This is a genomic window from Pseudomonas sp. KH_017, from assembly GCF_057840285.1.
Genome location: NZ_CM174509.1, coordinates 4910431 through 4936796, shown reverse-complemented (window position 1 = coordinate 4936796; position 26366 = coordinate 4910431). Strand labels below are relative to the sequence as shown.

20 protein-coding genes, 4 tRNA genes and 3 pseudogenes are annotated in these 26366 nt (G+C 56.7%); 18 read left to right on the top strand and 9 right to left on the bottom strand.

Annotated features, from left to right (window positions below; translation table 11 throughout):
• Nucleotides 1–9 precede the first annotated feature (9 nt).
• The 6 genes from alaS (at nucleotide 10) to AC3IT6_RS22400 (ending at nucleotide 4827) form a co-directional block, all read left to right on the top strand.
• Nucleotides 10–2631 (top strand): alanine--tRNA ligase, encoded by a 2622-nt coding sequence (alaS, locus tag AC3IT6_RS22425; RefSeq protein ID WP_489352865.1) that lies wholly within the window; start codon nucleotides 10–12, stop codon nucleotides 2629–2631.
• Nucleotides 2632–2722: 91 nt separating this feature from the next.
• Nucleotides 2723–3964 carry an aspartate kinase gene (locus AC3IT6_RS22420; protein ID WP_007971040.1) on the top strand — a complete coding sequence of 414 codons (1242 nt, stop codon included), beginning with the start codon at nucleotides 2723–2725 and terminating at the stop codon, nucleotides 3962–3964.
• Nucleotides 3965–4152: 188 nt separating this feature from the next.
• Nucleotides 4153–4341, top strand: coding sequence for a carbon storage regulator CsrA (csrA, locus tag AC3IT6_RS22415; RefSeq protein ID WP_002554426.1), 189 nt, complete (start codon nucleotides 4153–4155; stop codon nucleotides 4339–4341).
• 62 nt (nucleotides 4342–4403) lie between these two features.
• Nucleotides 4404–4494 (top strand) — tRNA-Ser (locus AC3IT6_RS22410).
• Nucleotides 4495–4601: 107 nt separating this feature from the next.
• A tRNA-Arg gene (locus AC3IT6_RS22405) sits at nucleotides 4602–4678 on the top strand.
• Between the two features lie 72 nt (nucleotides 4679–4750).
• A tRNA-Arg gene (locus AC3IT6_RS22400) sits at nucleotides 4751–4827 on the top strand.
• A 19-nt stretch (nucleotides 4828–4846) separates the two neighbouring features.
• Here AC3IT6_RS22400 and AC3IT6_RS22395 read toward each other — a convergent pair.
• Nucleotides 4847–5365: a cell envelope protein SmpA gene (locus AC3IT6_RS22395; RefSeq protein WP_489356648.1), complete on the bottom strand. Its 519-nt coding sequence runs from the start codon at nucleotides 5363–5365 to the stop codon at nucleotides 4847–4849.
• Between the two features lie 321 nt (nucleotides 5366–5686).
• Between AC3IT6_RS22395 and mgtE the strand changes: the two genes are divergently transcribed.
• Nucleotides 5687–7129: a magnesium transporter gene (mgtE, locus tag AC3IT6_RS22390; protein WP_489352863.1), complete on the top strand. Its 1443-nt coding sequence runs from the start codon at nucleotides 5687–5689 to the stop codon at nucleotides 7127–7129.
• Nucleotides 7130–7229: 100 nt separating this feature from the next.
• Here the strand turns inward: mgtE and AC3IT6_RS22385 are convergent, their stop codons facing one another.
• Both AC3IT6_RS22385 and AC3IT6_RS22380 read right to left on the bottom strand, forming a co-directional pair.
• Nucleotides 7230–7556 carry an Arc family DNA-binding protein gene (locus tag AC3IT6_RS22385; protein WP_003178899.1) on the bottom strand — a complete coding sequence of 109 codons (327 nt, stop codon included), beginning with the start codon at nucleotides 7554–7556 and terminating at the stop codon, nucleotides 7230–7232.
• Nucleotides 7557–7966: 410 nt separating this feature from the next.
• Nucleotides 7967–8146, bottom strand: a complete 180-nt coding sequence (locus AC3IT6_RS22380) for a PA3371 family protein (protein ID WP_223446632.1) — start codon at nucleotides 8144–8146, stop codon at nucleotides 7967–7969.
• Between the two features lie 358 nt (nucleotides 8147–8504).
• On the opposite strand from AC3IT6_RS22380, the gene AC3IT6_RS22375 reads away from it, so the two are divergent.
• The 7 genes from AC3IT6_RS22375 (at nucleotide 8505) to AC3IT6_RS22345 (ending at nucleotide 19000) form a co-directional block, all read left to right on the top strand.
• Nucleotides 8505–8581: transfer RNA gene (locus AC3IT6_RS22375), tRNA-Arg, on the top strand.
• Nucleotides 8582–9105: 524 nt separating this feature from the next.
• Nucleotides 9106–9291, top strand: a complete 186-nt coding sequence (locus AC3IT6_RS22370) for a hypothetical protein (RefSeq protein ID WP_489352860.1) — start codon at nucleotides 9106–9108, stop codon at nucleotides 9289–9291.
• Between the two features lie 83 nt (nucleotides 9292–9374).
• Nucleotides 9375–13868, top strand: a complete 4494-nt coding sequence (locus AC3IT6_RS22365) for an ATP-binding protein (RefSeq protein WP_489352858.1) — start codon at nucleotides 9375–9377, stop codon at nucleotides 13866–13868.
• On the top strand, nucleotides 13868–15310 hold the full coding sequence (locus AC3IT6_RS22360; RefSeq protein WP_489352855.1) for a multidrug DMT transporter permease: 1443 nt from the start codon (nucleotides 13868–13870) through the stop codon (nucleotides 15308–15310). Before AC3IT6_RS22365 ends, AC3IT6_RS22360 begins: the two co-directional genes overlap by 1 nt.
• A gap of 378 nt (nucleotides 15311–15688) precedes the next feature.
• On the top strand, nucleotides 15689–16969 hold the full coding sequence (locus AC3IT6_RS22355; protein ID WP_489352853.1) for an AAA family ATPase: 1281 nt from the start codon (nucleotides 15689–15691) through the stop codon (nucleotides 16967–16969).
• A complete protein-coding gene (locus tag AC3IT6_RS22350) occupies nucleotides 16966–17847 on the top strand; it encodes a hypothetical protein (protein WP_489352851.1) in 882 nt (293 codons plus the stop codon). Before AC3IT6_RS22355 ends, AC3IT6_RS22350 begins: the two co-directional genes overlap by 4 nt.
• Nucleotides 17848–18313: 466 nt before the next feature.
• On the top strand, nucleotides 18314–19000 hold the full coding sequence (locus AC3IT6_RS22345) for a hypothetical protein (protein ID WP_489352849.1): 687 nt from the start codon (nucleotides 18314–18316) through the stop codon (nucleotides 18998–19000).
• A 328-nt stretch (nucleotides 19001–19328) separates the two neighbouring features.
• Here AC3IT6_RS22345 and AC3IT6_RS22340 read toward each other — a convergent pair whose 3' ends face one another.
• A complete protein-coding gene (locus AC3IT6_RS22340; protein ID WP_489352847.1) occupies nucleotides 19329–19946 on the bottom strand; it encodes a recombinase family protein in 618 nt (205 codons plus the stop codon).
• 188 nt (nucleotides 19947–20134) lie between these two features.
• Between AC3IT6_RS22340 and AC3IT6_RS22335 the strand changes: the two are divergent.
• Together AC3IT6_RS22335 and AC3IT6_RS22330 are read left to right on the top strand one after the other, a co-directional pair.
• A pseudogene (locus AC3IT6_RS22335) lies at nucleotides 20135–20350 on the top strand (c-type cytochrome); the annotation flags it as partial.
• Nucleotides 20351–20446: 96 nt separating this feature from the next.
• A pseudogene (locus AC3IT6_RS22330) lies at nucleotides 20447–20631 on the top strand (efflux RND transporter periplasmic adaptor subunit); the annotation flags it as partial.
• Between the two features lie 63 nt (nucleotides 20632–20694).
• Here the strand turns inward: AC3IT6_RS22330 and AC3IT6_RS22325 are convergent.
• From AC3IT6_RS22325 to AC3IT6_RS22310, 4 genes are read right to left on the bottom strand one after another with little or no spacing between them, the layout of a single operon-like run.
• Nucleotides 20695–21459, bottom strand: a complete 765-nt coding sequence (locus AC3IT6_RS22325) for an ABC transporter ATP-binding protein (protein ID WP_046048975.1) — start codon at nucleotides 21457–21459, stop codon at nucleotides 20695–20697.
• Nucleotides 21460–21475: 16 nt separating this feature from the next.
• Complete coding sequence (locus AC3IT6_RS22320) at nucleotides 21476–22186, bottom strand: ABC transporter permease (protein WP_046031502.1); 711 nt, start codon at nucleotides 22184–22186, stop codon at nucleotides 21476–21478.
• Nucleotides 22183–22911 carry an ABC transporter permease gene (locus AC3IT6_RS22315; RefSeq protein WP_489352844.1) on the bottom strand — a complete coding sequence of 243 codons (729 nt, stop codon included), beginning with the start codon at nucleotides 22909–22911 and terminating at the stop codon, nucleotides 22183–22185. The genes AC3IT6_RS22320 and AC3IT6_RS22315 overlap by 4 nt, the downstream gene beginning before the upstream one ends.
• A gap of 55 nt (nucleotides 22912–22966) precedes the next feature.
• On the bottom strand, nucleotides 22967–23749 hold the full coding sequence (locus AC3IT6_RS22310; protein WP_223443179.1) for a transporter substrate-binding domain-containing protein: 783 nt from the start codon (nucleotides 23747–23749) through the stop codon (nucleotides 22967–22969).
• Nucleotides 23750–24094: 345 nt separating this feature from the next.
• Here AC3IT6_RS22310 and AC3IT6_RS22305 point away from each other — a divergent pair.
• Nucleotides 24095–24288 (top strand): annotated as a pseudogene (locus AC3IT6_RS22305) (helix-turn-helix domain-containing protein); the annotation flags it as partial.
• 123 nt (nucleotides 24289–24411) lie between these two features.
• On the opposite strand, the gene AC3IT6_RS22300 reads toward AC3IT6_RS22305, so the two are convergent.
• A complete protein-coding gene (locus AC3IT6_RS22300; protein WP_489352841.1) occupies nucleotides 24412–24774 on the bottom strand; it encodes an NUDIX hydrolase in 363 nt (120 codons plus the stop codon).
• A gap of 989 nt (nucleotides 24775–25763) precedes the next feature.
• Between AC3IT6_RS22300 and AC3IT6_RS22295 the strand changes: the two genes are divergently transcribed.
• Nucleotides 25764–26018 carry a hypothetical protein gene (locus AC3IT6_RS22295; RefSeq protein ID WP_489352839.1) on the top strand — a complete coding sequence of 85 codons (255 nt, stop codon included), beginning with the start codon at nucleotides 25764–25766 and terminating at the stop codon, nucleotides 26016–26018.
• Nucleotides 26019–26366: the final 348 nt, after the last annotated feature.

Genomic DNA, 26366 nt, shown 5'->3' with positions numbered 1-26366 from the left:
AAGAACCTAATGAAAAGCGCAGAAATCCGTGAAGCCTTCCTTCGCTTCTTCGAAGAGCAAGGCCACACCCGTGTAGCCTCCAGCTCTTTGATTCCGGGCAACGACCCAACCCTGCTGTTCACTAACGCGGGGATGAACCAGTTCAAGGACTGCTTCCTGGGCCAGGAAAAGCGCGCGTACACCCGCGCCGTCAGCAGCCAGAAATGCGTGCGCGCCGGCGGCAAGCACAACGACCTGGAAAACGTCGGTTATACCGCTCGTCACCACACCTTCTTCGAAATGCTGGGTAACTTCAGCTTCGGCGACTACTTCAAGCGTGACGCCATCACCTACGCCTGGAACTTCCTGACGTCCGACAAGTGGCTGAACCTGCCAAAGGAAAAGCTCTGGGTCACTGTCTACGCCAGCGATGACGAGGCGTACGACATCTGGACCAAGGAAATCGGGGTCCCGGCCGAGCGTATGGTGCGCATCGGCGACAACAAGGGCGCGCCGTACGCCTCCGACAACTTCTGGACCATGGGCGATACCGGCCCGTGCGGTCCTTGCACCGAGATTTTCTACGATCACGGCGCCGACATCTGGGGTGGCCCACCGGGCTCGCCGGAAGAAGACGGCGACCGTTACATCGAAATCTGGAACAACGTGTTCATGCAGTTCAACCGCACCGCCGATGGCGTGTTGCACCCGCTGCCAGCGCCGTCGGTCGACACCGGCATGGGCCTGGAGCGGATCAGTGCCGTGCTGCAGCACGTTCACTCGAACTATGAAGTCGACCTGTTCCAGAGTCTGCTGAGCGCTTCGGCCAAGGCCATTGGCTGCACCAACGACGCCCAGGCTTCGCTGAAAGTCGTGGCTGACCACATCCGTTCCTGCGGCTTCCTGATCGCCGACGGCGTGCTGCCGTCCAACGAAGGCCGCGGCTACGTGCTGCGCCGGATCATCCGTCGCGCCTGCCGTCACGGTAACAAGCTGGGCGCCAAGGGCAGCTTCTTCTATCAGATCGTTGCGGCGCTGGTTGCCGAGATGGGCGAGGCGTTCCCAGAGCTGAAATCCCAGCAGGCGCACATCGAGCGCGTGCTGAAGGCCGAAGAAGAGCAATTCGCCAAGACCCTGGAGCAGGGCCTGAAGATCCTCGAGCAGGATCTGGCCGAACTCAAAGGCGACGTGGTGCCCGGCGACGTGGTGTTCAAACTCTACGACACCTATGGCTTCCCGATGGACCTGACCGGCGACATCGCTCGCGAGCGCAGCCTGACCATCGACGAAGAAGGTTTCGAGCGTGAAATGGAGGCCCAGCGCGTCCGTGCCCGTTCCGCCAGTTCCTTCGGCATGGACTACAACAGCCTGGTCAAGGTCGATGTGGACACCGAATTCACCGGCTACACCGATACCCGTGGTTTGGCAAAAATCGTTGCGCTGTATAAAGATGGCCAGTCGGTCGACGTATTGAGCGAAGGCGATGAGGGCGTGATCGTGCTCGACAAGACGCCGTTCTACGCCGAGTCCGGTGGCCAGGTCGGTGATTGCGGTTACCTGCAGGCGAGCAGCGCGCGTTTCGACGTGCGTGACACCACCAAGACCGGCGGTGCATTCCTGCACCACGGTATCCTGGATTCGGGTAGCCTGATCGTCGGTGCGCCGGTCGAGACCCACGTTGACGCCGAGGTGCGTCACGCCACGTCGTTGAACCACTCCGCGACTCACTTGCTGCACGCTGCATTGCGCCAGGTGCTGGGCGATCACGTTCAGCAGAAAGGCTCGTTGGTCGACAGTCAGCGCCTGCGTTTTGACTTCAGTCACTTCGAAGCCATCAAGCCTGAACAACTGAAAGCGCTGGAAGACATCGTCAACGCCGAGATTCGCAAGAACTCCGAAGTTGAAACCGAAGAAACCGATATCGAAACCGCCAAGCAGAAAGGCGCCATGGCGCTGTTCGGCGAGAAATACGGCGACAACGTGCGTGTACTGAGCATGGGCGATTTCTCCGTCGAGCTGTGCGGCGGTATCCACGCCAACCGTACCGGCGACATCGGCCTGCTGAAAATCATCAGCGAAGGCGGTGTGGCATCGGGCGTACGTCGTATCGAAGCCGTCACCGGTGCGCAAGCGCTGGCCTACTTGAACGCGGCGGAAGAACAACTCAAGGAAGCGGCCAGCCTGGTCAAGGGCAGCCGCGACAACCTGATCGACAAGCTGTCGGCTGTGCTGGAGCGCAACCGTCTGCTGGAGAAGCAACTCGAGCAGTTGCAAGCCAAGGCTGCCAGTGCTGCGGGCGACGATCTGTCGGCCCAGGCGCTGGACGTCAAGGACGTGAAAGTGCTGGCCGTGCGTCTGGATGGTCAGGATGGCAAGGCGCTGCTGGCGCTGGTCGATCAACTGAAAAACAAACTCGGCCGCGCAGTGATCCTGCTCGGCAGTGTCCATGAGGAAAAGGTCGTTCTGGTTGCAGGCGTAACCAAAGACCTGACTGGCCAACTCAAAGCCGGTGATTTGATGAAGCAAGCCGCTGCGGCAGTGGGCGGGAAGGGTGGTGGTCGTCCAGACATGGCGCAAGGCGGCGGTACCGACGCTGGCGCACTGGATGCGGCACTGGCCCTGACCGTTCCGTTTGTAGAGCAGGGTCTATAAGGCAGTACTTGCGGCCCGCAGTCTAGTGGTGGGCCGCAACGCTGTTTGAGTGATTATTTGGGCGCCCTTCATGGGCAGAGGCGGCTTTGAAATGGCTTTGATCGTACAGAAATTTGGAGGCACCTCGGTCGGCACTGTCGAGAGAATCGAGCAGGTCGCCGACAAGGTTAAGAAATTCCGCGATGCCGGCGATGACCTGGTGGTTGTGCTGTCTGCAATGAGCGGCGAAACCAACCGTCTGATCGATCTGGCCAAGCAAATCAGTGGCGACGGCCAACCGGTTCCGCGCGAGCTGGACGTGATCGTCTCCACCGGTGAGCAGGTGACGATTGCCCTGTTGGCCATGGCGCTGATCAAGCGTGGCGTGCCGGCGGTGTCGTACACCGGCAACCAGGTGCGGATTCTGACGGATAGCGCGCACAATAAAGCGCGTATCTTGCAGATTGATGACCAGAAGATTCGCGGTGACCTGAAGGCAGGTCGTGTGGTGGTTGTCGCCGGTTTCCAGGGCGTCGACGAGCACGGCAACATCACCACCCTCGGTCGTGGCGGTTCCGACACCACCGGCGTGGCGCTGGCGGCAGCCCTGAAGGCTGACGAATGCCAGATCTACACCGACGTCGACGGTGTCTACACCACCGACCCGCGTGTGGTGTCCGTGGCTCAGCGCCTGGACAAGATCACCTTCGAAGAGATGCTGGAAATGGCCAGCCTCGGTTCCAAGGTGCTGCAGATCCGCGCGGTCGAGTTCGCCGGCAAGTACAACGTTCCGCTGCGCGTACTGCACAGCTTCAAGGAGGGTCCGGGCACCCTCATTACTATTGATGAAGAGGAAACCATGGAACAGCCGATCATTTCCGGTATCGCTTTCAACCGCGATGAAGCCAAGCTGACCATCCGTGGCGTGCCAGACATCCCGGGCGTTGCCTTCAAGATTCTCGGCCCGATCAGTGCCGCGAACATCGAAGTCGACATGATCGTGCAGAACGTCGCGCACGATAACACCACCGACTTCACCTTCACCGTGCACCGCAACGACTACCAGGCGGCGCAAGCCGTGCTGGAAAAGACCGCTGGCGAGCTGGGTGCCCGTGAAGTCGTGGGCGACACCAAGATCGCCAAGGTGTCGATCGTCGGCGTTGGCATGCGTTCTCACGCAGGCGTGGCCAGCCGCATGTTCGAATCCCTGGCCAAGGAAAGCATCAACATCCAGATGATCTCGACGTCGGAAATCAAAGTCTCCGTAGTGATCGAAGAGAAGTACCTGGAACTGGCTGTGCGCGCTCTGCACACGGCTTTCGAACTGGACGCACCGGCCCGCCAGGGCGAGTGATGCGTTTGCCAAAAGGCGCGGTCTGACCGCGCCTTTTGTTTTTTTGAATGGCGTGACCCCCGAGGCTGTTCTTTTGCTCGCGCTAGTCAATACTCAGGCATGTAGGGCTGCGACCGCTCCGGTTGTGGGTCGAGTGCCTTTTTTTTGCAGACTGTTGTCCCTGAAATGTAATGCGTGAGGAGAAAGGTATGCTGATTCTGACTCGTCGGTGTGCAGAAAGCCTGATTATCGGTGATGGCGAAATCACCGTGACCGTGCTCGGCGTCAAAGGAAATCAAGTGCGCATCGGTGTTAATGCCCCCAAAGAGGTAGCTGTTCATCGGGAAGAAATTTACCTGCGTATCAAGAAAGAGAAGGACGAAGAACCAAGCCATTAATTTTTATCGTTTTTTATGTTTGCAAACGGGGAAGAAGCTGGTTAATATACGCCCCGTGTTGCGGAGAGCTGGCCGAGTGGCCGAAGGCGCTCCCCTGCTAAGGGAGTACACCTCAAAAGGGTGTCGGGGGTTCGAATCCCCCGTTCTCCGCCATTATTTGCGTAGTACGTTGTAATCTGGCTTCTTCGGTAAGTTGTTGAAATTACTAGAAAAAGTGCTTGACATAGAGATTAGACGGCCTATAATGCGCGGCAACAAATGCACTCGTAGCTCAGCTGGATAGAGTACTCGGCTACGAACCGAGCGGTCACAGGTTCGAATCCTGTCGAGTGCACCATTTAAGAGTTAGTTGCAGTAATGCAAGTAACTTGGCTTCAACCAGTTGTGGTCTGGTCTAAAAACACAAAATGCACTCGTAGCTCAGCTGGATAGAGTACTCGGCTACGAACCGAGCGGTCACAGGTTCGAATCCTGTCGAGTGCACCATACAACAAAAAGCCCGCATCTAATGCGGGCTTTTTGCCGTCCGGGATTTGGCTTTTCCTTTCGTGCATCCCCTCTCGTCGAACTCCACCTGTGCGCTGCGACCTCGCAGGGTGTCGTAACGATAGCTCGTAGCTGAATTGCGAATACTGATCTTGTCCGGCTTGCCGAGCGCGCTTTCGACGTCTTGCTGGCTCATGCCGGCGACCACTCGCTGATTGATGATCGCCTCCCGGCGCTGCCTGGCACTGATCAGGTTTCCGCACTTGTCCTGCGCCTGACCGACCACGGTCGGCTCTTTCCTTTGGATTTTCATTCCTGATGTTTCACGGGGTTCGGCTGGCGGCATAAGCGCCATCGTGCTGCCGGGTGTAAAGGCGCGGACGTCCTGAAGTGAAACACTCTCTCCCGCGGCACAACTCAGTGTGGTGAAAGTAATGCGCCCATTGGCCGCCTCGCAGCGCTGAACGGTGGTGGCGAGCGCCAGGGGCGAGGGGCTGACCAGGCCGAGCAGTAAAAAGAATTGTGCAACTGATGGCATCAGGCGTCCTCCATGACGTTCCTTTACAAGGGTAGCGGCTACAATTTTCGAAGGGCGGTGTGTTTTCTTTTCAGAATACGTCGTCGCATTTTCATGGATCAGGACGATGCTCAAGTTTGTTGTGCAAGCGCTTGTTTCAGCCAAGATTTTTTAACGTTTAAAACCGTCAGGCGGTGTATCATTGCGCCCGTCAGCCCCGCCGGGGCTTGTGGAATACCTCCATGGACTTACCCAGTAGTTACTCAGTACCCCGTTTCACCAATCATGAATTGACTGATTGATCCTTCCGGCGTGCCCCGCTGCTGGGAGTGGAGTTCGCCTATGTCCGATGTTGAAGTAAAGAAAACGCAGGAAAGCTTGCAGGATCGCCTGGCTCAGGTGGTTGAGTTGCTGCAGCGCCAGCGAGTGGTAGAAGACCTGACTCACCGCCAGGAAGGCCCGCATCATGACCGGGTCGAGAACCTGGTTCACCGGCAGAACCTCGTCGAGTTGCAACGCAAACTCGATGACCTGCACTCCGCCGACGTCGCCTACATCCTTGAAGCCTTGCCGCTGGACGATCGTCTGACGCTCTGGCAACTGGTCAAGGCCGATCGCGACGGCGACATCCTTCTTGAAGTATCCGATTCGGTCCGTGAATCGCTGATCGCCGACATGGACGATCACGAGCTCCTGGCAGCCGCCAAGGACATGGATGCCGACGAACTCGCTGACCTGGCCTCCGAGCTACCGCGAGACGTCGTCCATGAGCTCATGGAGACCCTCGACCAGCAACAACGCGAGCGCGTGCGTTCGGCACTGTCCTACGACGAGGAACAGGTCGGTGCGTTGATGGACTTCGAGATGGTGACCATCCGTGAGGACGTCAGCCTTGAAGTGGTCTTGCGTTATCTGCGTCGTCTCAAGGAGTTGCCGGGCCACACCGACAAACTGTTCGTGGTCGATTACGACGGCGTCCTCAAGGGCGTGTTGCCGATCAAGCGTTTGCTGGTCAACGATCCGGACAAACAGGTTTCCGAGGTGATGGCCAGCGATCCGGTGAGTTTCCACCCGGACGAAGACGCCTACGATGCCGCCCAGGCGTTCGAGCGTTACGACTTGATCTCCGCGCCTGTGGTCGACAAGAACGGCAAGCTGATCGGCCGTCTGACCATCGATGAAATGGTCGACCTGATCCGTGAAGAGAGCGAAAGCGAAGTTCTCAACATGGCGGGTCTGCGTGAAGAAGAAGACATTTTTGCGTCGGTCTGGAAATCCCTGCGTAACCGTTGGGCCTGGCTGGCGATCAACCTGATTACCGCGTTCGTGGCTTCTCGGGTCATCGGTTTGTTTGAAGGTTCGATCGAGAAGCTCGTGGCGCTTGCAGCGTTGATGCCGATCGTGGCGGGGATCGGCGGTAACTCGGGTAACCAGACCATCACCATGATTGTTCGGGCCATGGCGCTGGACCAGGTGAGCACCGGCAATACCTCGCGCCTGATGCGCAAGGAAATGGCAGTAGCGTTGATCAACGGCGTGATCTGGGGCGGGGTGATCGGTGTGGTTGCCTACCTGCTCTATGGCAGTTGGTCATTGGGCGTGGTGATGACCGCCGCGATGATACTCAACCTGTTGCTGGCGGCGTTGATGGGGGTCTTGATCCCGATGACCCTGGCGAAGATGGGACGCGATCCGGCAATGGGGGCCAGTGTGATGATTACTGCCATGACCGACAGCGGCGGCTTTTTCATCTTCCTCGGGCTTGCGACAATCTTCCTGCTCTGAAGTCCGTTTCACTAAAACCCGCCGTCAGGCGGGTTTTTTGTGCCCGGATTTCAGGCAAAAAAAAGCCAGCGATCAGGCTGGCTTGAGCTTTTTGGGTGAATCAGGACGCGTCGGCGGCCATTTCAGCGTCATGGGCGATCAGCGAAACCAAGGCGTTCTGCTGACGATGGGAGAGTTGGCGGAAGCGCTGCAGCAGTTCCCGTTCGTGCAAGGAAAGCTCCGGGCTGTCCAGGCGCATGCTCAACTCTTCTCCCAGTGCGCCTTCCTGAATAAGACTCTGCTCAAGGCGCGCAATGATTTCGGAGTTCATGCTGCGATGATGATTGCGAGCCACCTCGGCAATGCGTTCACGCATTCCGTCTGGCAGACGTACGACGAACTTGTCAGCCGTACGGCTGGAATAAATTGCCTGTTTCAATGGGCGCATATATTTAACCGGTTAGTTCAGGGGAGCGGTTTTCGGGATTGGCCGCAGGATGTCTGGTAGGACAAGCGCTCTGACCAAATGTTCAACCTGAATTGATAGGCGCGCATCATGCCTCAAACAAGCCAGATCCTTGGCGTCAATTCTGTGACAAATATTGAACTGTATAAAGGCTTTCTGCCAGCACCAATTATCAGAAATGCAGACTGGTTTGAAAAGTTCGACCGGGCCGTATCGCTTAGCGCTTTCTCCAACCCACGAAAGGCTTCTGAGGGGCAGAAAAAGCCGACTCGATCCCTGTTCCTTGCCTTTTACAGAATAGTGGCAAATGGCCGATTTACTAGGGGAGGTCGTATAGAGGGGGTGAATTCAGGATGGATGGCAGGCCCTTGCACTGGATCTGCCATGTCGGATCAACGCAGTACCGGATCAAACTTGATCTTGCGTCCGGCAATCAATGCGAGCACGAACAGGGCGCTGAATACGCCACAGGCGATCAGGGGGAGGGTGACGACCATGTCCTGGGTCAATGACAGATGAAAAATGCCACTCAACATGGCGAGGATGAAGAAACTCGCGGCTGATCTGGACATGCTGTGCTCCTGGTGGGGGTCATTTCAAAATACCAAGCGTTCGGTAGATGGAGCCGGTACCAGGATGTTTTCCTGGCTGACAAAGCCGTGCTTGTCGCTGCCAGCAGCTCGCACGCCAGAGTCTATCGGCAATTAAATTCTTTAAAAACAATGAATTAAGTTATTTTTGGTAAAGCGCAATATTGCATTTTGCAATGATGGCTTTTTGCGGTGATGCAATTTGCACGGTAAACAAGTCCGCGCCCGGCCGAGGCGACTGCCTACACTTAAAAAGCCCTACGGACGACATGACAAAAGCCAGCCCGGCCGTTAACATGCACGCCGTCCATCGCATCGCGTTTCGTCGCGGTCAACGTGTGTCTCAGTAGCTCAATTGGATAGAGCATCCCCCTCCTAAGGGGAAGGTTGGCAGTTCGAACCTGCCCTGGGACACCATATAATTCGAGCCTCTCAAGACTTTTCCCTGACAGATCAGTTTAGCTGTGACAGCAGGGTGGCAGCGGCAGGCAAAAGAAAAGCCCCGCCGGGCGATGCTCGGGCGGGGCTTTTTATTCCAAACGATCTCGGGGCGAAGACTACCCATTAATCAGTATGAAGGGTGCGAGCCTGCAACGAACCCAAGACTCCGGTGCGGATCAACTCGGCTCCTTCCCTCAACGTTTGGGTCGATTGATAGGCGCGTTACAGCAGATGATCGGTCTGGCTGAAGTCGAACACTGAAGCGTCCGGCGGACACAACGGCGCGACAGCTAGGCAGGCTTGTCCATCCATTTGCATTCGATCTGGCCAGTACTCTTCGTTGGCATGACCGGCAGAGATCGACCCAGAAGCGACACTTACTGTCCCGAACGCGTAGCCACGAAGAAGCCCCTCATTGTGGATATCCTGCAGCCAAGCGAGCTTGCCCAAACGGCGGGAGGGCATACTGGCGAATGTGACCCTGCGGGGAGATTTGAGGTGTGGTTGAACCAGTAAGTGCGTCATTTACCATCGGCATGACGGCGTTGGCCATGTGGGCTGCTGATCTGTCATGGGATCGGACAAAAGGTGGGGGCGGCAATGAATTGCAGCTACAGTTGCGCGGGAGTCTGCCGGAAGCCTATGCGCGCATCACGCGCGACAAGCTTCCCAGTCGTGACCAATAATTTTCGCATCGTCGTATTCAACCGCATCGCAGATTTCGCGGCGCGTGCCGACGTTGTTCTCGCGGCGCAAGGGACTGCAAACGATGACTGAGAACATCAAGAATACGGCGATCACCTCCGCCGGCTACATCTATCAGAACCGGCAGGGGCTGCGGGTATTGTGCGACTGGCTGGATGCACCGTGTCGCTACGCGAAGGTCAAGTTCGAGTGTGACGTTGAGGCGGAAGCACCAACGGGTTTGGACGACATCGTGGTCGAGCGCATGGACGGACTGCAAGACCTTAAGCAGGTCAAGTTCACGCCAAACCCTGATGCACATCCGCTGTCCTGGGATTGGCTGCTTGAGAAATCCGGCAAGACGGAGCGGTCCCGGTCGATGCTGAAGAAGTGGTTTGATGCGTACAGGTCGCTGGACCTGGCACGTATCGGTGATCTCTCTCTGTTGACCAACCGGCGGCCTGATGCTGAGATCGAAGCCTGCCTGGCCGGGGGCAAGATTGATTTCGCCAAGGTATCTGACCCGAGGCGCGCGGCGCTCATCGCCGAACTCGGCGGCGAGACGGACTGTGAGGAGTTTCTCGGTCGACTACAGATCACGCATAGCGACAAGGGCTACGAGACCCTCGAGCACGAGGTTGACGCGCGGCTTCGTGCACATGGCACGCCGGAGGGCATCGCCGTCCTCAAAAACGTCGCCCTGAATTGGGCGACGCAGAAGAACTCTCCGCCGCCGTCCGGCTGGATCACGTTGCCAGATCTTCGCGCGATCCTGCAGGCGACACCGCCGGCACCTCTCCCGGAAGACTTTGCGGTCCCCAAGGGCTATGAGGTGCCCGATGCTGACTTCCACGACGCTTTCGTCGAGGATGCTCTGCGGTCAGGCGGCAAGGCGATCGTTCTGACCGGTCCGCCTGGTCGCGGCAAGAGCACCTACCTCAGCGCGCTGTGCGACATACTCGCCGACAAAGACATTCCGACGGTCCGCCACCACTACTTCCTGTCCACGACGGAGCGCGGCCGGGATCGCTTACACAGCTACATCGTCGAAGAGTCGATCCGATCGCAGATCGAGCGATTCCATCCCGGCGTCCTCCGCCCGCTCGGTGGCCTGCGCGCGCAGTTGGAAGCCACTGCGGCGCACTACAAAGCGCTCGATAAGCCCTTCGTGCTGATCTTGGACGGTCTCGACCACGTCTGGCGCATCAATGGGGAGGATAAACAGCCGCTGGAGGACCTGTTTGCCCAGTTGGTGCCGTGTCCTGAGAACTTGGTGCTGCTCGTGGGCACGCAGCCGGTGGACGACGCCCAACTTCCGGCAGACTTGTTGATCGCGGCGCCGAAGGCAAGTTGGAAGACGCTTCCCGCCATGTCCGGCGACGCCGTCCTTTCGTACTTGCTTCAGGCGGTGCACTCCGGTCGGTTGAGCACGGGCTTTGAGCCTGCGGAGCCCAATGAGAAGGACGTTCATGCAGAGCCGGAGGCGGCTGAACCGACTGAGGTTACCGCAGCGCACGAGGCTGTTGGTGAGGATGAGTTGCAGAGCGCCGCGGCCGCGCTCCGCGCCAGGACCAACGGTCACCCACTGCACGTCGTCTACGCGACCTCTGCGCTTGTGCTTGCCGGTGGCAAGGTCACGCGATGGGACGTCGAGCAACTCACCGGTGATCTGAGTCAGGACGTGAAGTTCTACTACGGGTCGCTATGGGAGCGGCTTTCACCCAGCCTAAAGGATGCGCTGCGACTGGTTTGCGCCTTCCCGTTCTTCTGGCCGCGGACTGCATTCGGAGAGATCGCGAGCGCGATGAGGCTGGCGGCCCCCGAGATCGAAAAGGTGGAACATCTGCTTCATTCGTCGGCCGCCGGTTTGAAGGTCTTCCACGAGAGCCTAGCCGTGTACGTGCGATCGACCGATGGCTACGCCGATCGCATCGCCGCACTGAGGCCGGAGGTTGCGCGTTGGCTGGAGACGTTGGCGCCCAATGCTTTGCGGGTGAACTGGCTCTGGACGGTCCAGGCACAGCTCGGCGATGCAAGCCATCTGATCGCGGGCTTGACCCGAGACTGGGTGCTGCTGCGGCTGGAAGAGGGCTATCCGCAGTCGCTGTTTGACACGTTGATCACCGACGCCGTGGCTGCGGCGCTGGACCGGGCTGAGTTCGCGCAGGCCTATCGCCTTCAGCACCTGAAGGCCCGCATGGTTGAGGGCAGCCAGTACCAGATGCCGGACGAGGACATGGCACAGCTGGTCTCTTACACCTGGACGCTGGCATCGGACGATGGGGTGATTCGAGAGGCCGTTGCTTCCAGGCACGAGACGGATGTCAAACTTGTGGCGGCGCTGGGGCTGGCGCTGCGAGCGCGCGGCGACCATCTCCTGGCCGAGACATGTGGCGAGGAGACGCTGCGACGCTTCCGGGGCGCGAGTCGATTCTCGAGAGAATACGCCACGGGTAACGGCTTGGATGCTTTCAGGTTCCTGGCGGGTGCGTTTGCGCGCTTGGGCGCGGTAGGGACCACGCCGGAAGGGCTCAAGCAGCTCGTGACACGGGCTCACCCAGAGGGGTGGTTACCGCGCGTACGGCTGATGGCCGCGGAGGGGCAACTGGACGAGTTGATGTCGCTCGCAGCGTCGATAGGCGATACCCGGCGCAAGTGCGTTGTCAGCGATGCCTGCCTCCGGGCCGCAGCTCAGGTCAATGTAAGCATCGTCGAACGCGGTGACTTCAAAGCACTCGCCAGAACGCCCTTCGTAGCAGCCATCGAGGCGGCCCACGTGCCGGCCGTGACGACCTTAAACGCTTCGATCCCGATCGACTGGCTGGGACTCGACTACCGCGAGCGCAAGCTGGGCCTTGCGAGGCTGGTGCACCACTGGTTCTTCAGCGCTGTGCACTTGAGCGTGTGCATGGCCGCGGAAGGGCAGACCGAGTTCAGCTTTGCACGCGCACCGGTATATGCCGACAGAGAGAATGTCACAGACTTCCTGAACGCGCTCTCGGGCGTCGCCGCCCAAGTGGCTCATCACTGGTGGCGGGGGGAGTTCGTAGACTTCCACGCGGTCTTTGAGCTACTAGACCCGGTGGAGTTTAGGCATTTCCGACAGAACTACGACTGGCAATCTGCGGCAGAGGATTTTCGGGCTGCCCTGCATCAGGTTGCCTGCGACGTCCGTCTGGGCAGCATTCTGTTGGGCCATGCCGTCGAGGCTGATCTGACCGAGGCGACGCTCGCTGCCGCAGAGTCGTTCAAGTGGTTCGACGCGGCGTCTTTCCGCGAGCAGTACGCCGCAGGGCTGCTGACGAAGATGTCTGATGAGGCCGCTGAGAAATTCGTTCGCTCCCAGCGCGAGCAGTTCGATGCGGAGGTGCGGCAGGAGACCAGCGTGCATCTGCAAACGCCGCTGCAGTTGTGTGGGATTTCGGTGGCCCATGGTTTGGAAACGACGGCGCGCGAACTCTGTCGGCAGACCTGGGAGCTGGCGACAGGCTTCTCGCATCGCAAAGATCCGACGCTGAACAAGACCCTCGACGCGATCGGCTTCCTGGTCGAAGCCGCGCCGAAAAATGCACGTCGATTGTTAGCGCGGGTCGCCTCTCAAGTCCACTCCGTGCTGGACTACACGGACGGTAGTGGCACCCGGCACGTGCTGACTGAGGCGGACGCGCTGCTGGCCAAGCTGGCTCCCGACGCATTGGTGGCCAAGTACGAGGAGCATGTCGACGCCGGGCAGTGGTCTCAGGCTGAGAACAGCCTGAGTGTGTACGTCGAGCAGGGCGTGAAGGCCGGCTGGCCGCTTGATGCGCTAATGCGCACGGGCCTGCCCCCGGAAATTGGGGATGTGCTGCAGCGTCTAGCCAAGGAGGGCGTCGAGGGTGCCGCCGAGCACCTGCAGGTACTCAACGCTCACGGGGGGTGGGACATCGGCGTGCTGAATCGCGAGGAGCACGCGAGCTCCAACACGGATCGAAAGCCCTTCGATGGTGACGTCTCGACCTTCGAGCCTGAGCAGCTAATGGCCTTGCTCGATCGCTTCTCGGGTGGTGGCTACGACGACGAGGCGGCGCTTCTGGACTGGTATCGGTACTGGGAGGGCCAGGGCCAGGGGAAACGGATTCTCGATGCACTGGATGACTCGCTCTTGTCCAGCCGAGGTCGAGGCCGCGATCTGCTCCACCTGTCTGGCCATGCCTTTCACACTCGACGCAGGCAGGGCGGCCTGAAGGCGGCTTGGAAGTACCTCGTCAGCGCGCAGATTAACAGCGGCGCCTGGATCGGCTATATGGAGCGCGAAGAGAAGACGCTCGCGCGGCTCGACCTCGTGGCTCAGTACTACCCGAAGTCTTGCGATGATTTCGTGACCAAGACGGCCTATGCCATGTTCGGCGAACCGGAGCGGCCGCGATTGGCGCCGGGTGAGGCGATGGTCTATTTCTACGTGAAGCAGGGACGCATCGATGCGGCGGTTGAGTTCGCGGAGGTTATGGTCGACTGTGTGCTCGAAGACACCCGAACCCTCCCGCTAGCTAACCCGCGCTGGGGGACTGAACTGGCTGCTGCCGACGCGCGGAGGGGTTGATGGACGAGCTTCGAATTCTCATCGCTCGCCTGGGATGGCCGACGCCATCCTGCCGATGGTGGACCTTGCAGGAGTTGGCAAAACGGCTGAGCGACCCTGCGACGACGGCAGAGACCGAGTCTGCGCTGCTGAAGTTGCTGCATTCGCGCAACCTCGAGGCGGAAGTCGTCGAGGCTCTCTGCATCTTCTGGATGGCTGCAGGTGAGCACGGGTACGTCCCCAATCCCGATTTGCCGAACCGCACGCCGAAACCGTCACTGCTGTCCAACCTGTTCCTCGAGGCGCTCGGCTTCGAGGCGCAGGCGCTCGATGCCGACCTCAAAACGGCGCCAAATCACTTCGAGATTCCCGGTGATTTCGGCGGTGTGCAGGGGGTGGACCTGCCCAGGATCTTCCGGACCACGCTTAGCAGACTGGAGCTTCGAACAAAACTCCCGCTGATTCGCCAGATGGCGTTCGAGTGGGCTCAAAACCAGAAGGCCTATCCCGAGGCTCCCCTGCAGGGCGACATCGGGCACTTTGCGCGGCCGTTGGGCAAAGGTTTCGTGGGCCCTTACTCCGCCCGGGCCGCCCTTCGTGCGATCTCGGCCTACTTGCGCACCTTGGTGGTAGCGGAACGGTTGTGGGGACTGCCGTCTGGTGTAGTGCGCCATTACGCACTGATGGCGCTGCCCATTCATCCAACGCTGGCCGCGCTGAGGCCTTCACGCCCGGCATGGGTGCCGGTGCGGGAGGACTTCAGCGGGGACGCGAACGCGATCGAGGGAATCATGCGAGGAGTCGTCCATCGCGTCGCGGCCGAGCGACCCGGCGATGAGCTAATCGCGCTCAGCACTCCCGTCGAGATGATAATGGGACGCTGCGTGGAGGTGTCGCTTGTGCGCTGGCTGCAGTTCGGCAACAGCGAAGTGGCTGACCAGGATCTTGCTTCACATATCGATTCCTTCTGGCGCGACATGCCGATGCTGCCAAGCGTGCCCACGACGCCGCTCGACGAGATGACTTGGTTGGGGACAATGCCCATCGATCAGTTACTGGACGCCCCGTCTGCGTCGCTGCCTTTGGCCGGACGGATGGACCGTGGTCGCATGGGATACCTGCAATTGAACCTCTATCCATCTCGACTGTTCGTGCCGACGCTCATGGGGACTGCTCAAACCGAGGTGCGTCAGGTGGGCACCACGCTCGAGGTCCTCGAGGATGAACAAGTGGTGGCGGACTACGCTCACTGGAATACGGGCTGGGGGCCGGTGCGTCCGGGGCCGCTGAGTGGAGCCTGCGGTGCGGCCTTGGTCTCTCGCGGAACGACCTACCGCGAGTTCCCGGCCGCCGAGGGGCAGGTGGTTCGATCGTTCTATCTCTGGCAAGTGCGCCTGCTTCACCGGAGCAACACGTACGACGCGTTCGACGAGGCCCTAAAGAGTGGCGTCTTCTTCGTTTAGCCAGCTGCCGCTTCTGCGTTCAGGGGCATAGCGAGTGTGATGACGAAAAGCGACATACCGACTCGAGTTGCTGCGCGGACGGCTGCTTCTGGCCGATTTCTACCTGTCGCGAAGGGCAGGAGGGCGTGAAGCTGCCGGTCATTTCTTTCTACAGAATTAGGGGGAAGTCATGGTGGATGAACACATGTGTGCGAAACGCTGCCTGTTATACCCTAAATAGGCTGCTATCTACCTTTGCCTCTGCAAATCTCCCTTTTACATTCGAAGGCTTCAGCATTACGATGCGCGTGGCCAGTTGCTATTACTTTTGAGTTCTCACACATATCACTGCCCGTAGTGGCTTGTGCTATTGGATTTTACAGTTAGAGAAATGGAATTATGACAATATTAAAGTCTTTTGTAATCGAAGGTTTGTGGGGTGATGGGCCTACAGTCAAATCGAACCTAGATGAGAAATTCAATTTTTTAATTGGTCAAAACGGCACAGGTAAAACTACTGTAATAAATTTGATTGCTGCTGCATTAACGGGTGACCTTGAGAAGTTAGAGAGATTTGATTTTAAAAGAATTTCTTTAGTATTAAAAGAAAGCGGAACTAGGAAAACCCCATCCATCGAAGTAATTAAATCTGACGGAGCAGGTCGCCCGTTTTCAAAAATAAATTATTATTACAAGCCTTCGTCAAAAGAAGAGCCAATTGATTTGGGTGTGGATGACTTCGAATTCAACAGTTTGTTTTCAACTGGTTCTCAGTCGATGCGAATGGCCAGGGCGCATCGAGATAGAGTTGAGCTGGTTCGCAACACATTGGCCCAGCGGATACGAGTCTCTTGGTTACCTCTTCATCGAAGTATTGAAGACTTAAAAAGCAATGATGAGCGTCGTTATCTTCCTGCTGTAGATCAAAAGCTCAAAGATCTCAACAACAACCTTGTTAGGTATTTCTCTCAGTTGGCGAAGAGGTACTCCGATCATACGTTGGAATTCCAGCGTAAAAGCTTTTTGTCAGTCCTGACACCAGAAAATTTTGACTTTATTTTTGGCTTTGCTAAAAGCCTCGACATGGATGATGAAAGAAAAACCCTAGGAGAGATTTTCGAAGTCCTCGGGGTGGAAAGCAAACAATATTCACCAAAACTGAAAACGCATTTCGACAAACTTACAAGGGCTGTTCAGACTGACCGAACGAAATCTATGAGCCCCGATGTTTTTGCTGCCCTCTACAACTCTTGGCGAGCCCATTCGTTGGTTGATGACTACAAGGCTTTGCAAAAAAAACGAACGGAAATTTTTACACCTAGGGATACCTTTTTAGAGCTAATAAACCAATTGTTCGCTGGAAGAAAAGCCGTTTCCGTTTCAGAAAAAAATGAATTGACAATTGCTTCGAGAGGGAAGGTTATTCCCTTGGAGGCATTGTCGTCGGGAGAAAAGCAACTTCTTATCATTTTGGGTGAGGCGGTTCTGCAGAACTCAGAGCCTTGTATATATATTGCTGATGAACCTGAGTTGTCATTACACATACTGTGGCAAGAGTTGCTAACTACAGCAATTTCTAGTCTTAACAAAAATGCACAAATAATTTTTGCTACTCACTCCCCGGATATAGTCGGACAAAACTCCGATTGTCTAATCGACATGGAGAAGATTCTGGGATGAGCACCTTTATGCGTTCCTCCGGCGGCATGAAGAACTACCCGCTTTTTTTTGGCGCTGATTTTACATTGTATATAGAGGGTCGCTGCCTTGTAAATGAACCCATTGAGGATCTAAGAGCCTACGATCACAAATACTACGATGCAATGGCGAAGGCTTTTTTACCGGGTAAATCAGTAAAGATTAAGTTAGTCGGCGGGAAAAATAATGCCTTGGATTACCATGACGACATTGTGAAAAACAAAACCGAACGATCCTATGTATTAATTGATAAGGATTTGGATGGTTTGATATTTAGTAGATTTGGGAGTAAGTTTCTACTATCTACGAATGGTTACAGTTGGGAAAATGATTTTTGGACGGACGCGCTTTGCTCAAAAACCCTGAACATCCTTACACTAAATGAGATGCAGGCGTTGGCGAGTTTCAAAAGTAAGCTTAAATTTACCTTGCCGCGCCTGCAAAAGATAGCGTCGCTCGGTGCCAGCTCACAGGTAAACGGACTCTCATTGTTTCCTGCAGATGCAAAATCAAAAGGAATAAATGTCTCGGTGAAAAGTCGATACCCTATAAGGCGACAGGAGTTTAGTCGTATATTTAGAGGGCAATATAAAAAAGGTGTGGATTATTGCGCATGCACTATAGGTATTTTTAATGCTGCAATAAAAATGCCTGTCAATGCAGTTGCCCAAGGACACTTATATGAATATGTGATTCTAAGTCTTTTATCTCACGAATATAAACAGGCAACCCGGGAGACTACCTGTTCGCACTCCATTTTAAAACGGGTTGCTTTCTCGAGTTTCATTGAGTCTCCAGGTAGTTATCTGTCGCCGGAGTCTATAGAGCACTATCGCAAAGAATTTTCGAAAGTGTGTTGAGAGGCGCTATGGGCGAATGGAGTCGCCCTATTTTTCGGAGCGGATAGCGGATTGAACTTCCCACGCTAGTTCCCCGGCATACAGTGTCAGTTAGGCTCCAGGTCTATGTCCGCTTCTGACCGTTTTCTGCCGATCATGGCCACGAAGCGTGCTGGTCAAATCCGATGCAATCGGTGGTCAGAACGAATGCAAATGCGTGCAATGTCGCAACCACAGCGTAGCCGCTTTTGACACAGAAATAGCCAAGGCCGAAGCTCCTGCGAATCCAGCCGTCACCTAGAACACGATTTTCACCGAGGACGCAGCCGAGAAGGCGCGCGCCATTCTGAAGGCCAAGCTGACTCAGCTAAACAGCGGCATCGACCCGGAAATCATTCAGGCAGGCATTACGCTGGCCGGCTACCATATTGGAAAAGGCGCGCACACCTTTGCCGCTTACGTCTACGTCTACGTCTACGCCAAGGCCATGGCTGAAGACTTGGGCTACGTGGTGAAACCGAACCTGAAGTCCTGGTACATGGGCGTTAAGTACGACCCGCGCGCCACGGGCTTTACCGGCATGAGCAGTGCCACCGAAGTTGAAGCCTTCGACGTTGACGCCCCGGAAGTCGGTTTGGGCTCGCCAGACACCAACGAGGTTCCGCTTGATGAACTCGGAACAGCTAAGACAGACAATTCTGCAAATGCTGACGGACACCAACCCGGCGCAAGTCAAGCGGATGACGCGGGCAGGGACGCTGGAGCCGTTCGTAAACAGCCTGATGGCGGACTACGCGGAGAGCGAGGACAGCGCCCGGCAGATGGCGCTAAACCAGTACGTCCAACACAAGGACTGGGACAAGCTGAACTACCAGTTCCAGACGATTCCGCGAGTGGCCCTGCAACAGGTGCAAGAGCGGATCAACGAAACTACCGGATTCAGCCAGGCGAGCTGAAGCGCACCGGTTCGTGGAAAGCCACGGCTGAGCAGAACGTCAAGCTCGTTGAGCTGGTCAAGCAAATCCTGAGCGAAAATCGCCAGACCACGCCGGAAGAAAAGGCGCTGCTGACCAAGTTCACCGGCTGGGGCGCCTCGGAAATCGCCAACGGCGTGTTCCCAAACCAATTCGGCCGCTACAAGGATCAAACCTGGCAAGATCTGGGGGGCGCCTGAAGGCGGTAATGACCCCGGAAGAGTACGCTCAAGCCAAGCGCCTCCAATACGCCCGCTACACCAGCGAGCCAATCATCCGTAGCGTCTACAAAGTTTGGATCGCTTGGGCTTTAACGGCGGGCAAGTGTAGCTGTCCGGAGACTGTCTTACCGTAACCGCAGGTGCGGCTCCCTCCTGTACAGGTCATATCCCGAAAAGTCACGCCCATGCTTTCCGTAGTTCGGGACACTCGGGGCGGACTAGGGGTAATGAGATTTTAAATCGGAAAAGGTGGTCGTCATGACGCTCCCCTATGATCCTGGCCGCAAAGCCTTTTTTATTGGTGCTTTCAGGCGCTGGCCAAGTCCCTGATCCTGAGGACTGTGGTGGTTGAGCAGTTGGCGTGCCTGGCTGTTGCGCGGATGCCAAGGCCGGCACAGAGCAGTTCCGTAACGCGCTTGTGCAGATCTTCATCGACCGGCCGGCCCTGATACTTACCGGCAGCTTTGGCCTTCTCGATACCCTGGGCCTGGCGCTCGCGGCGTTGCTCGTAATCCTTGCGCGCAATGGCGGCCATCATTTCCACCAGCATCGAGTTGATAGCGCCCAGCATCCGCCCGGTGAACTCGTCGCCCTTCGTGTCCTGCATTCCCTGGTGACTGGTCGGCAGATCGAGCGCGACGATGCGCAGGCCCTTGGAATCAATCGTGGCCTTGAGCTTCTGCCAGTCCTCTACCGGCAAGCGGGAGAGCCGGTCTATCGACTCCACCAGCAGCACGTCACCCTTGCGCGCATCTTTGAGCAGACGCAGCAACTCGGGCCTGTCTGCGGAGGCGCCGCTGGCATTCTCCAGATACACGCTCGCGATGACCTTGTTATGGTCGCTGGCGAACTGCTCAAGCGAGGCTTGGGCGCGACTGGCGTCTTGTTCTTCGGTGGATGCTCGGAGGTATGCGCGGATGAACATGATGGGTGCCTGTATCAGTTAGGGCGTTCTACTAATACTGTTGCACTATGGGTGTTACTTATCAAGCGGAAAGCGCAAATAAAATCGAATTTGCGCGTATCAGCTCAGGCATAGCTAAAGCGATACCCAGATACCCAGGCACTTTCGATTGGCTGCTTTTGGCCGTGGATTCAACCGGTCGATGGAAACCAGCAGCAGAGTTCTGGATCATCAAGCACGGTATCAAGTCCACGGGCACGCCTGCCTGGGGTAAAAGCATGGCCGATCCCTATATTTGGGGAATGGTCGCCGTTCTTTAGCAGCTTCCTGGTATGGATGCTCAGGAATACAGAGCGCTAGCCGCGAGCAGCGGTGGCTACCAGCATGGTGGTGAAACCAAGATGCATAACCATGAAAATCAGCATGATGGGCAAAAAGAAGCGACATCTGGACATCGTCATGATGCAGGTGGCACTGAAGAGTTCGCCGAAGCTGACGTTCACTGCGGTGACACAAGCGGCGCCCATGCTCCCGGTGATGTGCTCAAAGCAATACGGCGTTGGTAGATATCCTGGTTCCAGAGTGGGTGGCTGCGCAGACAGAGTTCCTTGTTTTGAAGCGAAGCGGGCCGATCTGTTGGCCGCGGCTCGTCAGCGGCTACAGCATCACAGAGGTGCCGGCAACACTGATTGCTCAGGTTGAACGTGGGTGTTTTGAGGGTTGAGCCAGCGCCTTCGAGCGACCCTGCCATCGCTCGAAGGCGCTCCGGTTACTTCAGGTTGCCGCTGAGGAATTGCTGCAGGCGCTCGCTTTTGGGGTTGCCCAATACGTCCTCGGGCGCACCCTGCTCTTCGACCCGCCCCTGGTGCAGGAACAGCACCTGGTTCGACACTTTGCGCGCAAAGCTCATTTCGTGGGTCACCATGATCATGGTGCGGCCTTCTTCGGCCAGCCCCTGGATCACCTTGAGCACTTCGCCCACCAGCTCCGGGTCCAGGGCCGAAGTCGGCTCGTCGAACAGCATGATCTCCGGTTCCATGCTCAGGGCACGGGCAATGGCGACCCGTTGCTGCTGACCACCCGAGAGAAACGCCGGGTATTGATCTGCAACCCGTGCCGGCAAACCGACCTTGTCCAGGTAGCGCCGGGCGCGATCCTCTGCGTCCTTCTTGCTGACGCCCAGCACCCGGCGTGGGGCCATGGTGATGTTGTCGAGCACGGTCATGTGGCTCCACAGGTTGAAGTGCTGGAACACCATCGCCAGGCGAGTACGGATGCGTTGCAGTTCATTGGCGTCGGCCACGCGCATGCCGTGGTGGTCATGGACCATTTGAATCGGCTGGTTGTCCAGGCTCATGGCGCCGTCGTTGGGCGTTTCCAGGAAGTTGATGCAACGCAGAAAGGTGCTCTTGCCCGAACCACTGGCGCCAATCAGGCTGATCACATCGCCGGTCTTGGCGTTCAGCGAAACGCCCTTGAGGACTTCATGGTTGCCGTAGCTTTTGTGCAGGTTTTCAACGGTCAGTTTGTACATGAACAAGCATCCTGAATTAGTGAGCCGGGCCGAGGAAAGACAACCAGCGGCGTTCAGCCAAGCGGAACAGGCCGACCAGAGAGAAAGTGACTGCCAGGTAGATCAACGCGGCGATGCCGAAGGACTGGAAAGTCAGGAAGGTCGCCGAATTGGCGTCCCGTGCGACTTTCAGGATGTCCGGGATGGTCGCGGTGAAGGCCACGGTGGTCGAGTGCAGCATCAGAATCACTTCGTTGCTGTAGTACGGCAGCGAGCGACGCAGAGCGGACGGCATGATCACGTAGGTGTACAGCTTCCAGCCGGTCAGGCCGTAGGCTTTGGCCGCTTCGACTTCACCGTGGTTCATGCTGCGAATGGCCCCGGCGAAGATCTCCGTGGTGTAGGCGCAGGTGTTCAGGGCGAAGGCCAGGATGGTGCAGTTCATCGCATCGCGAAAGAACGCATCCAGTACTGGCTGAGCACGCACCGCGGCCAGGCTGTAAATGCCGGTGTAGCAAATCAGCAACTGGATATACAGCGGCGTCCCGCGGAACAGGTAGGTGTAGAACTGCACCGGCCAGCGCACCCAGACATTGGTCGAGACCCGGGCAATCGACAGCGGGATCGACATCACGAAGCCGAAGAAGATCGAGGCACTGAGCAGCCAGAGGGTCATGGCCAGCCCGGTGATGTGATTGCCGTCCTGGAACAGAAAAGGTTTCCAGTATTCCTGCAGTAGCTCGATCATCGCACGGCCTCCCGGGTGCCTGCGGCGTAGAAGATTTCCATCCGGCGCAAGACGTAGTTCGAAACGGTGGTTATCACCAGATAGATCAAGGCGGCCAGAATCAGGAAGAAGAACAGCTGATAGGAGCTCTTGCCCGCGTCCTGGGCCACTTTGACCAGATCGGCCAGGCCAATGATCGACACCAGCGCGGAGGCCTTGAGGATCACCATCCAGTTATTACCGATGCCCGGCAGGGCAAAACGCATCATTTGCGGGAACACCACTAAGCGAAAGCGCTGAGCGCGGGTCAGGCCGTAGGCGGTAGCCGCTTCCATCTGCCCTCGCGGTACGGCAAGGATGGCGCCACGGAAGGTTTCGGTGAAATAAGCGCCGTAGATGAAGCCCAGGGTAATGACCCCGGCGCTAAAGGGGTTGATTTCGATATAGTCCCAGCCCAGTGCTTCGGTCAGGCTGGTCAGCCAGGTTTGCAGGCTGTAGAAGATCAACAGCATCAGCACCAGGTCCGGCACTCCGCGGATCAGCGTGGTGTAGGCCTGCGCAGGGACGCGCAGCAGTGCTGATTTCGAAAGCTTGGCGCTGGCGCCGATCAGGCCCAGGCCAACGCTCACCAGCAAGCACAGAAAGGATAATTTGACAGTCATCCAGGAGCCTTGCAGCAACAGCGGGCCGAAACCCTTAAGGCTAAAGCCTGACAGCCCAAGAATCTGCAATAGGTTTTCTAGCATTGAGCAGCCCTACGTCAGTCAAAAAAGTGCCCATTCGCAAATGGGCGCAGGGTCATTATTTGCCGCTGTAGAGATTCAGATCGCCAAAGTGCTTCTGCTGGACGGCCGCATAGGTGCCATTGTCGTGCAGTGCCTGGATACCTTTGTTCAGCAAGGCCTGGAGCTCGGCGTTGCCTTTGGTGAGACCCACGGCGGTTTTGGCAGGCAGTAGCGGGCTTTCGACTGGCTCGCTGACTTGGAAGTCGGCGCCTGGTGGCGACTTCAGGAAGCCCAGTTCGGCTTGCAGCATGTCCTGGATTGAGGCATCGAGGCGTCCGGAGATCAGGTCAGCGTACACCTGGTCCTGGTTGGCGTAGGCCTGAGTCTCTACCCCGGCCTTGTCCAGCACGGCCTTGGCATAGGCTTCCTGGATGGTGCCTTGCTCGTAGCCGACTTTCTTGCCCTTGAGGGAGGCCGGATCGGTGCCGAGGGCCACGCCTTTCTTGAAAACCAGCGCGGTCGGGCCAGAGAACAGCTCGTTTGAGAAATCGATAACTTTCTCACGCGCTGGCGTGGCGGTCATGGAAGAGATCACACCGTCGAACTTGTTGGCCTTGAGGCCGGGAATCATGCCGTCGAAGTCGCTTTCAACCCATTTGCACTTGACCTTCAGCTCGGCGCAGATCGCATTGCCCAAGTCGATATCGAAACCCACCAGGCTGCCATCAGCGGCCTTGGATTCAAACGGCGCATAGGAAGGGTCGACGCCAAAACGCAACTCCTTGTACTCCTTGGCCAGCGCAGAACCGGCAGCCACACACAAAGCCAATGCAGAAAAGGTCAGAAATATTTTTTTCATTGTTTTTATTCCTAAGGACCAAAATAAGCGCTTGTGGCACATGAGCACGGGTATGGAGCTCATATATCACTTTGGAAAAAGCAATACCCAAAAGCTCGCGCTCTTGGCGAACAAGGAGCTAGAGCTCCCGGGAAGAGGAGTCTAGAGGCAATCGTGTGCGACAATAAGACGCAGAATGCGTTGATTTGACGAGTTATTGGTCATTATGACGAGCAATAGTGAACATATGATGCTTTGGCTGTTGCCACTGAAGAAAAACCTCCCCAATAAAGGCTATTTTGCCGACTAAAAACTGACCTAGGTGTTCAACTGCTTCTGCTCAACTTTTGAACAAGACAGCACAGGGTGAACAGCATGGAAATGGTGGGTAAAATTCTGCGGATGTATTTTCGCGGCAAGATGTCGCTGCATCAGATAGCGAGGCGTACCGGGCTGTCGAGAAACACCATCCGAAATGGGTCAGAGCGCCCGAAGCAACTCAACCGGCGTATCGGCGTTGCGCAGCCTTCAACAAATTCAGTCGATTTGCCCAACGATTGCTGTTGGTTGGGAGTTGCCCATAGGTGACCGTCTGCTTTTGGCCGTTCTCTGCCTGTCACGAAGGACAGCAGTCGACCCATTGCGGGCACTCAGAATGATGCGACGGGATGATTCAGAGGGGACTAAAGGCGCCGTAGAAATGACCTGACAATTGATTTCGTAACATCGCTTGTGTCTAGCTCATGAAACGTACTCAAGGAATGCCAAATGCACTCAATGATCTCGTTTTGAGGTGCGGCGCTTTCGGCATCTGGAACAGAAGCCTCAAAAACATGGTGGCGTGTGTTGCCTGCATCGAACTCAAAAATGTACAGGAGCTGATCAACATTTAGCCCGGTTTCTTCTTGGAGTTCTCGAGCGGCAGCTCCAGCAATAGCTTCGCCAGCTTCCACCTTGCCACCAGGCAAAGACCATTTTGATCTCGGTTTGCGAACGAACAAGATTTCCCTATCTCTCTCGCATATAACTGTAGCTCTGACTTTCATATTTTGGCCCGAAACGCTTGTCATTGAATTGTAATGAAAATGCCATTTTCAGGACGCGCTTCTCGACGAATGCAACATATAGAGCCAGTCAAACTCAAAAAAGTGCCAGATTGCCTTAGCAATCAGTGATTTTGATATGTCTTTAGCGACTAACCGCTTCTGGCCGGTTTCTGCCTTCTACGACCGGCTGAAACCGACTGAAGCGGCCCTTCTCGACCAGTTAAATCCACGTCGCCTCAGGTCAAACAGCCACTACCAAAAGCGGTCGGTGAAACAGGGTCGCTACTCTCTCCATAAATGGGGTACTAGACCCCACCCAACCAGGCGTTTACCACCAAGTTTGAGGAATATCCCCCTCACCCGTTCTCTCGCTTGAAACCCTTAGAACCAGCTTGTTAATTCATTTGAGTTTTTTCTTCGCCCTATTGAAATGGCTCATTAGTTGCACCTCCCCTGATACCCGTAGCAGCTGTCGTCCCCGACATTATGGAGACGGCGGGGCTCGTCAGATTCGGCATGATGCGAGGGGTGAAAAATGAAACGAACGACATCACCATACAGTTCCATCGCCTTAGTGCCCAGGTCAAGCCTGTGGTGCGTGTTCCACGCAAACGTGAGGATGGGTGATGGCTTCCACTGATAGATCAATTGCTCGAATCACGAAACGGCCGATGCCCCTTTATAAGCAGCTCGCTGAGTTGAGCCTGATGTTTATCGCGTTGGTGATGACGCTGGCGCTGTCCGCTGTACTGGCGATGGAGTTGACCCTTGGAGCAGTGCTATGACGAGTCCGGTAAAAGTAGATGAGAGCCCCGCTGATTTTTTGTCTTTAGACGAAGCACACGCAGTGATCGGGGCCAGCCTGAGCATCGATGCTGCGCAGCTAAAAGTGTGCCGTATCTGGCCCGACAACTGACAGGCTGGTCGACAGGGGTACACTCAAGCGAGTACCACTGCGTTACGAATAACGTACTGAAAGGAACCCCGCCATGCCGATGATCGACAGCGAACATCTCAAGCCCGGCCTGCGCCCGGTACAGATAGCCGAAGCAGCTTGGTATGAGGCATTGGTGGCCCGCGAAGTCGCCGCTCCCGAAGATTTACCCGCCGCCCGTGAAGCGGCCGATAGGGCACTCAAAGCGTATACCGATGCCTGCGTGGAGTTGTATGGCTATATTCAAAGCGCGGTGCAAAACGCCGAAGCGGAGGCCGTACAAAAAGGTAGCCCAGTATCCCGAACCTAAGGCCGAGCAGATGGTGCTGCTTCAGGGGGAGCCTGCTGAGGACTTGTGCTTCAAAGTTCACCCCGCGCTGGGCAGCGCACGAAACTAGGGATGCGGATTTATCGAACCGGGAGGAATCTGCAATGAGTATCCAAAATCGCAAACTCACAGATTTCATCTTGAAGTCCGGCCCGTTTGAGGCTGCGCACCGGTTTCAATGGGCTTGAACTTCACTACCTCCTCGCCAAGCCATTCGTTGATTCGATCAAGATTGAATGACCGCTTGTGGCCGGTTTTTGCCTGTCGCAACCGGCTAAAAACGACCCATAGCGGACACTGGAAGCAGTCGGCCAAAAGCGGCATCCGATT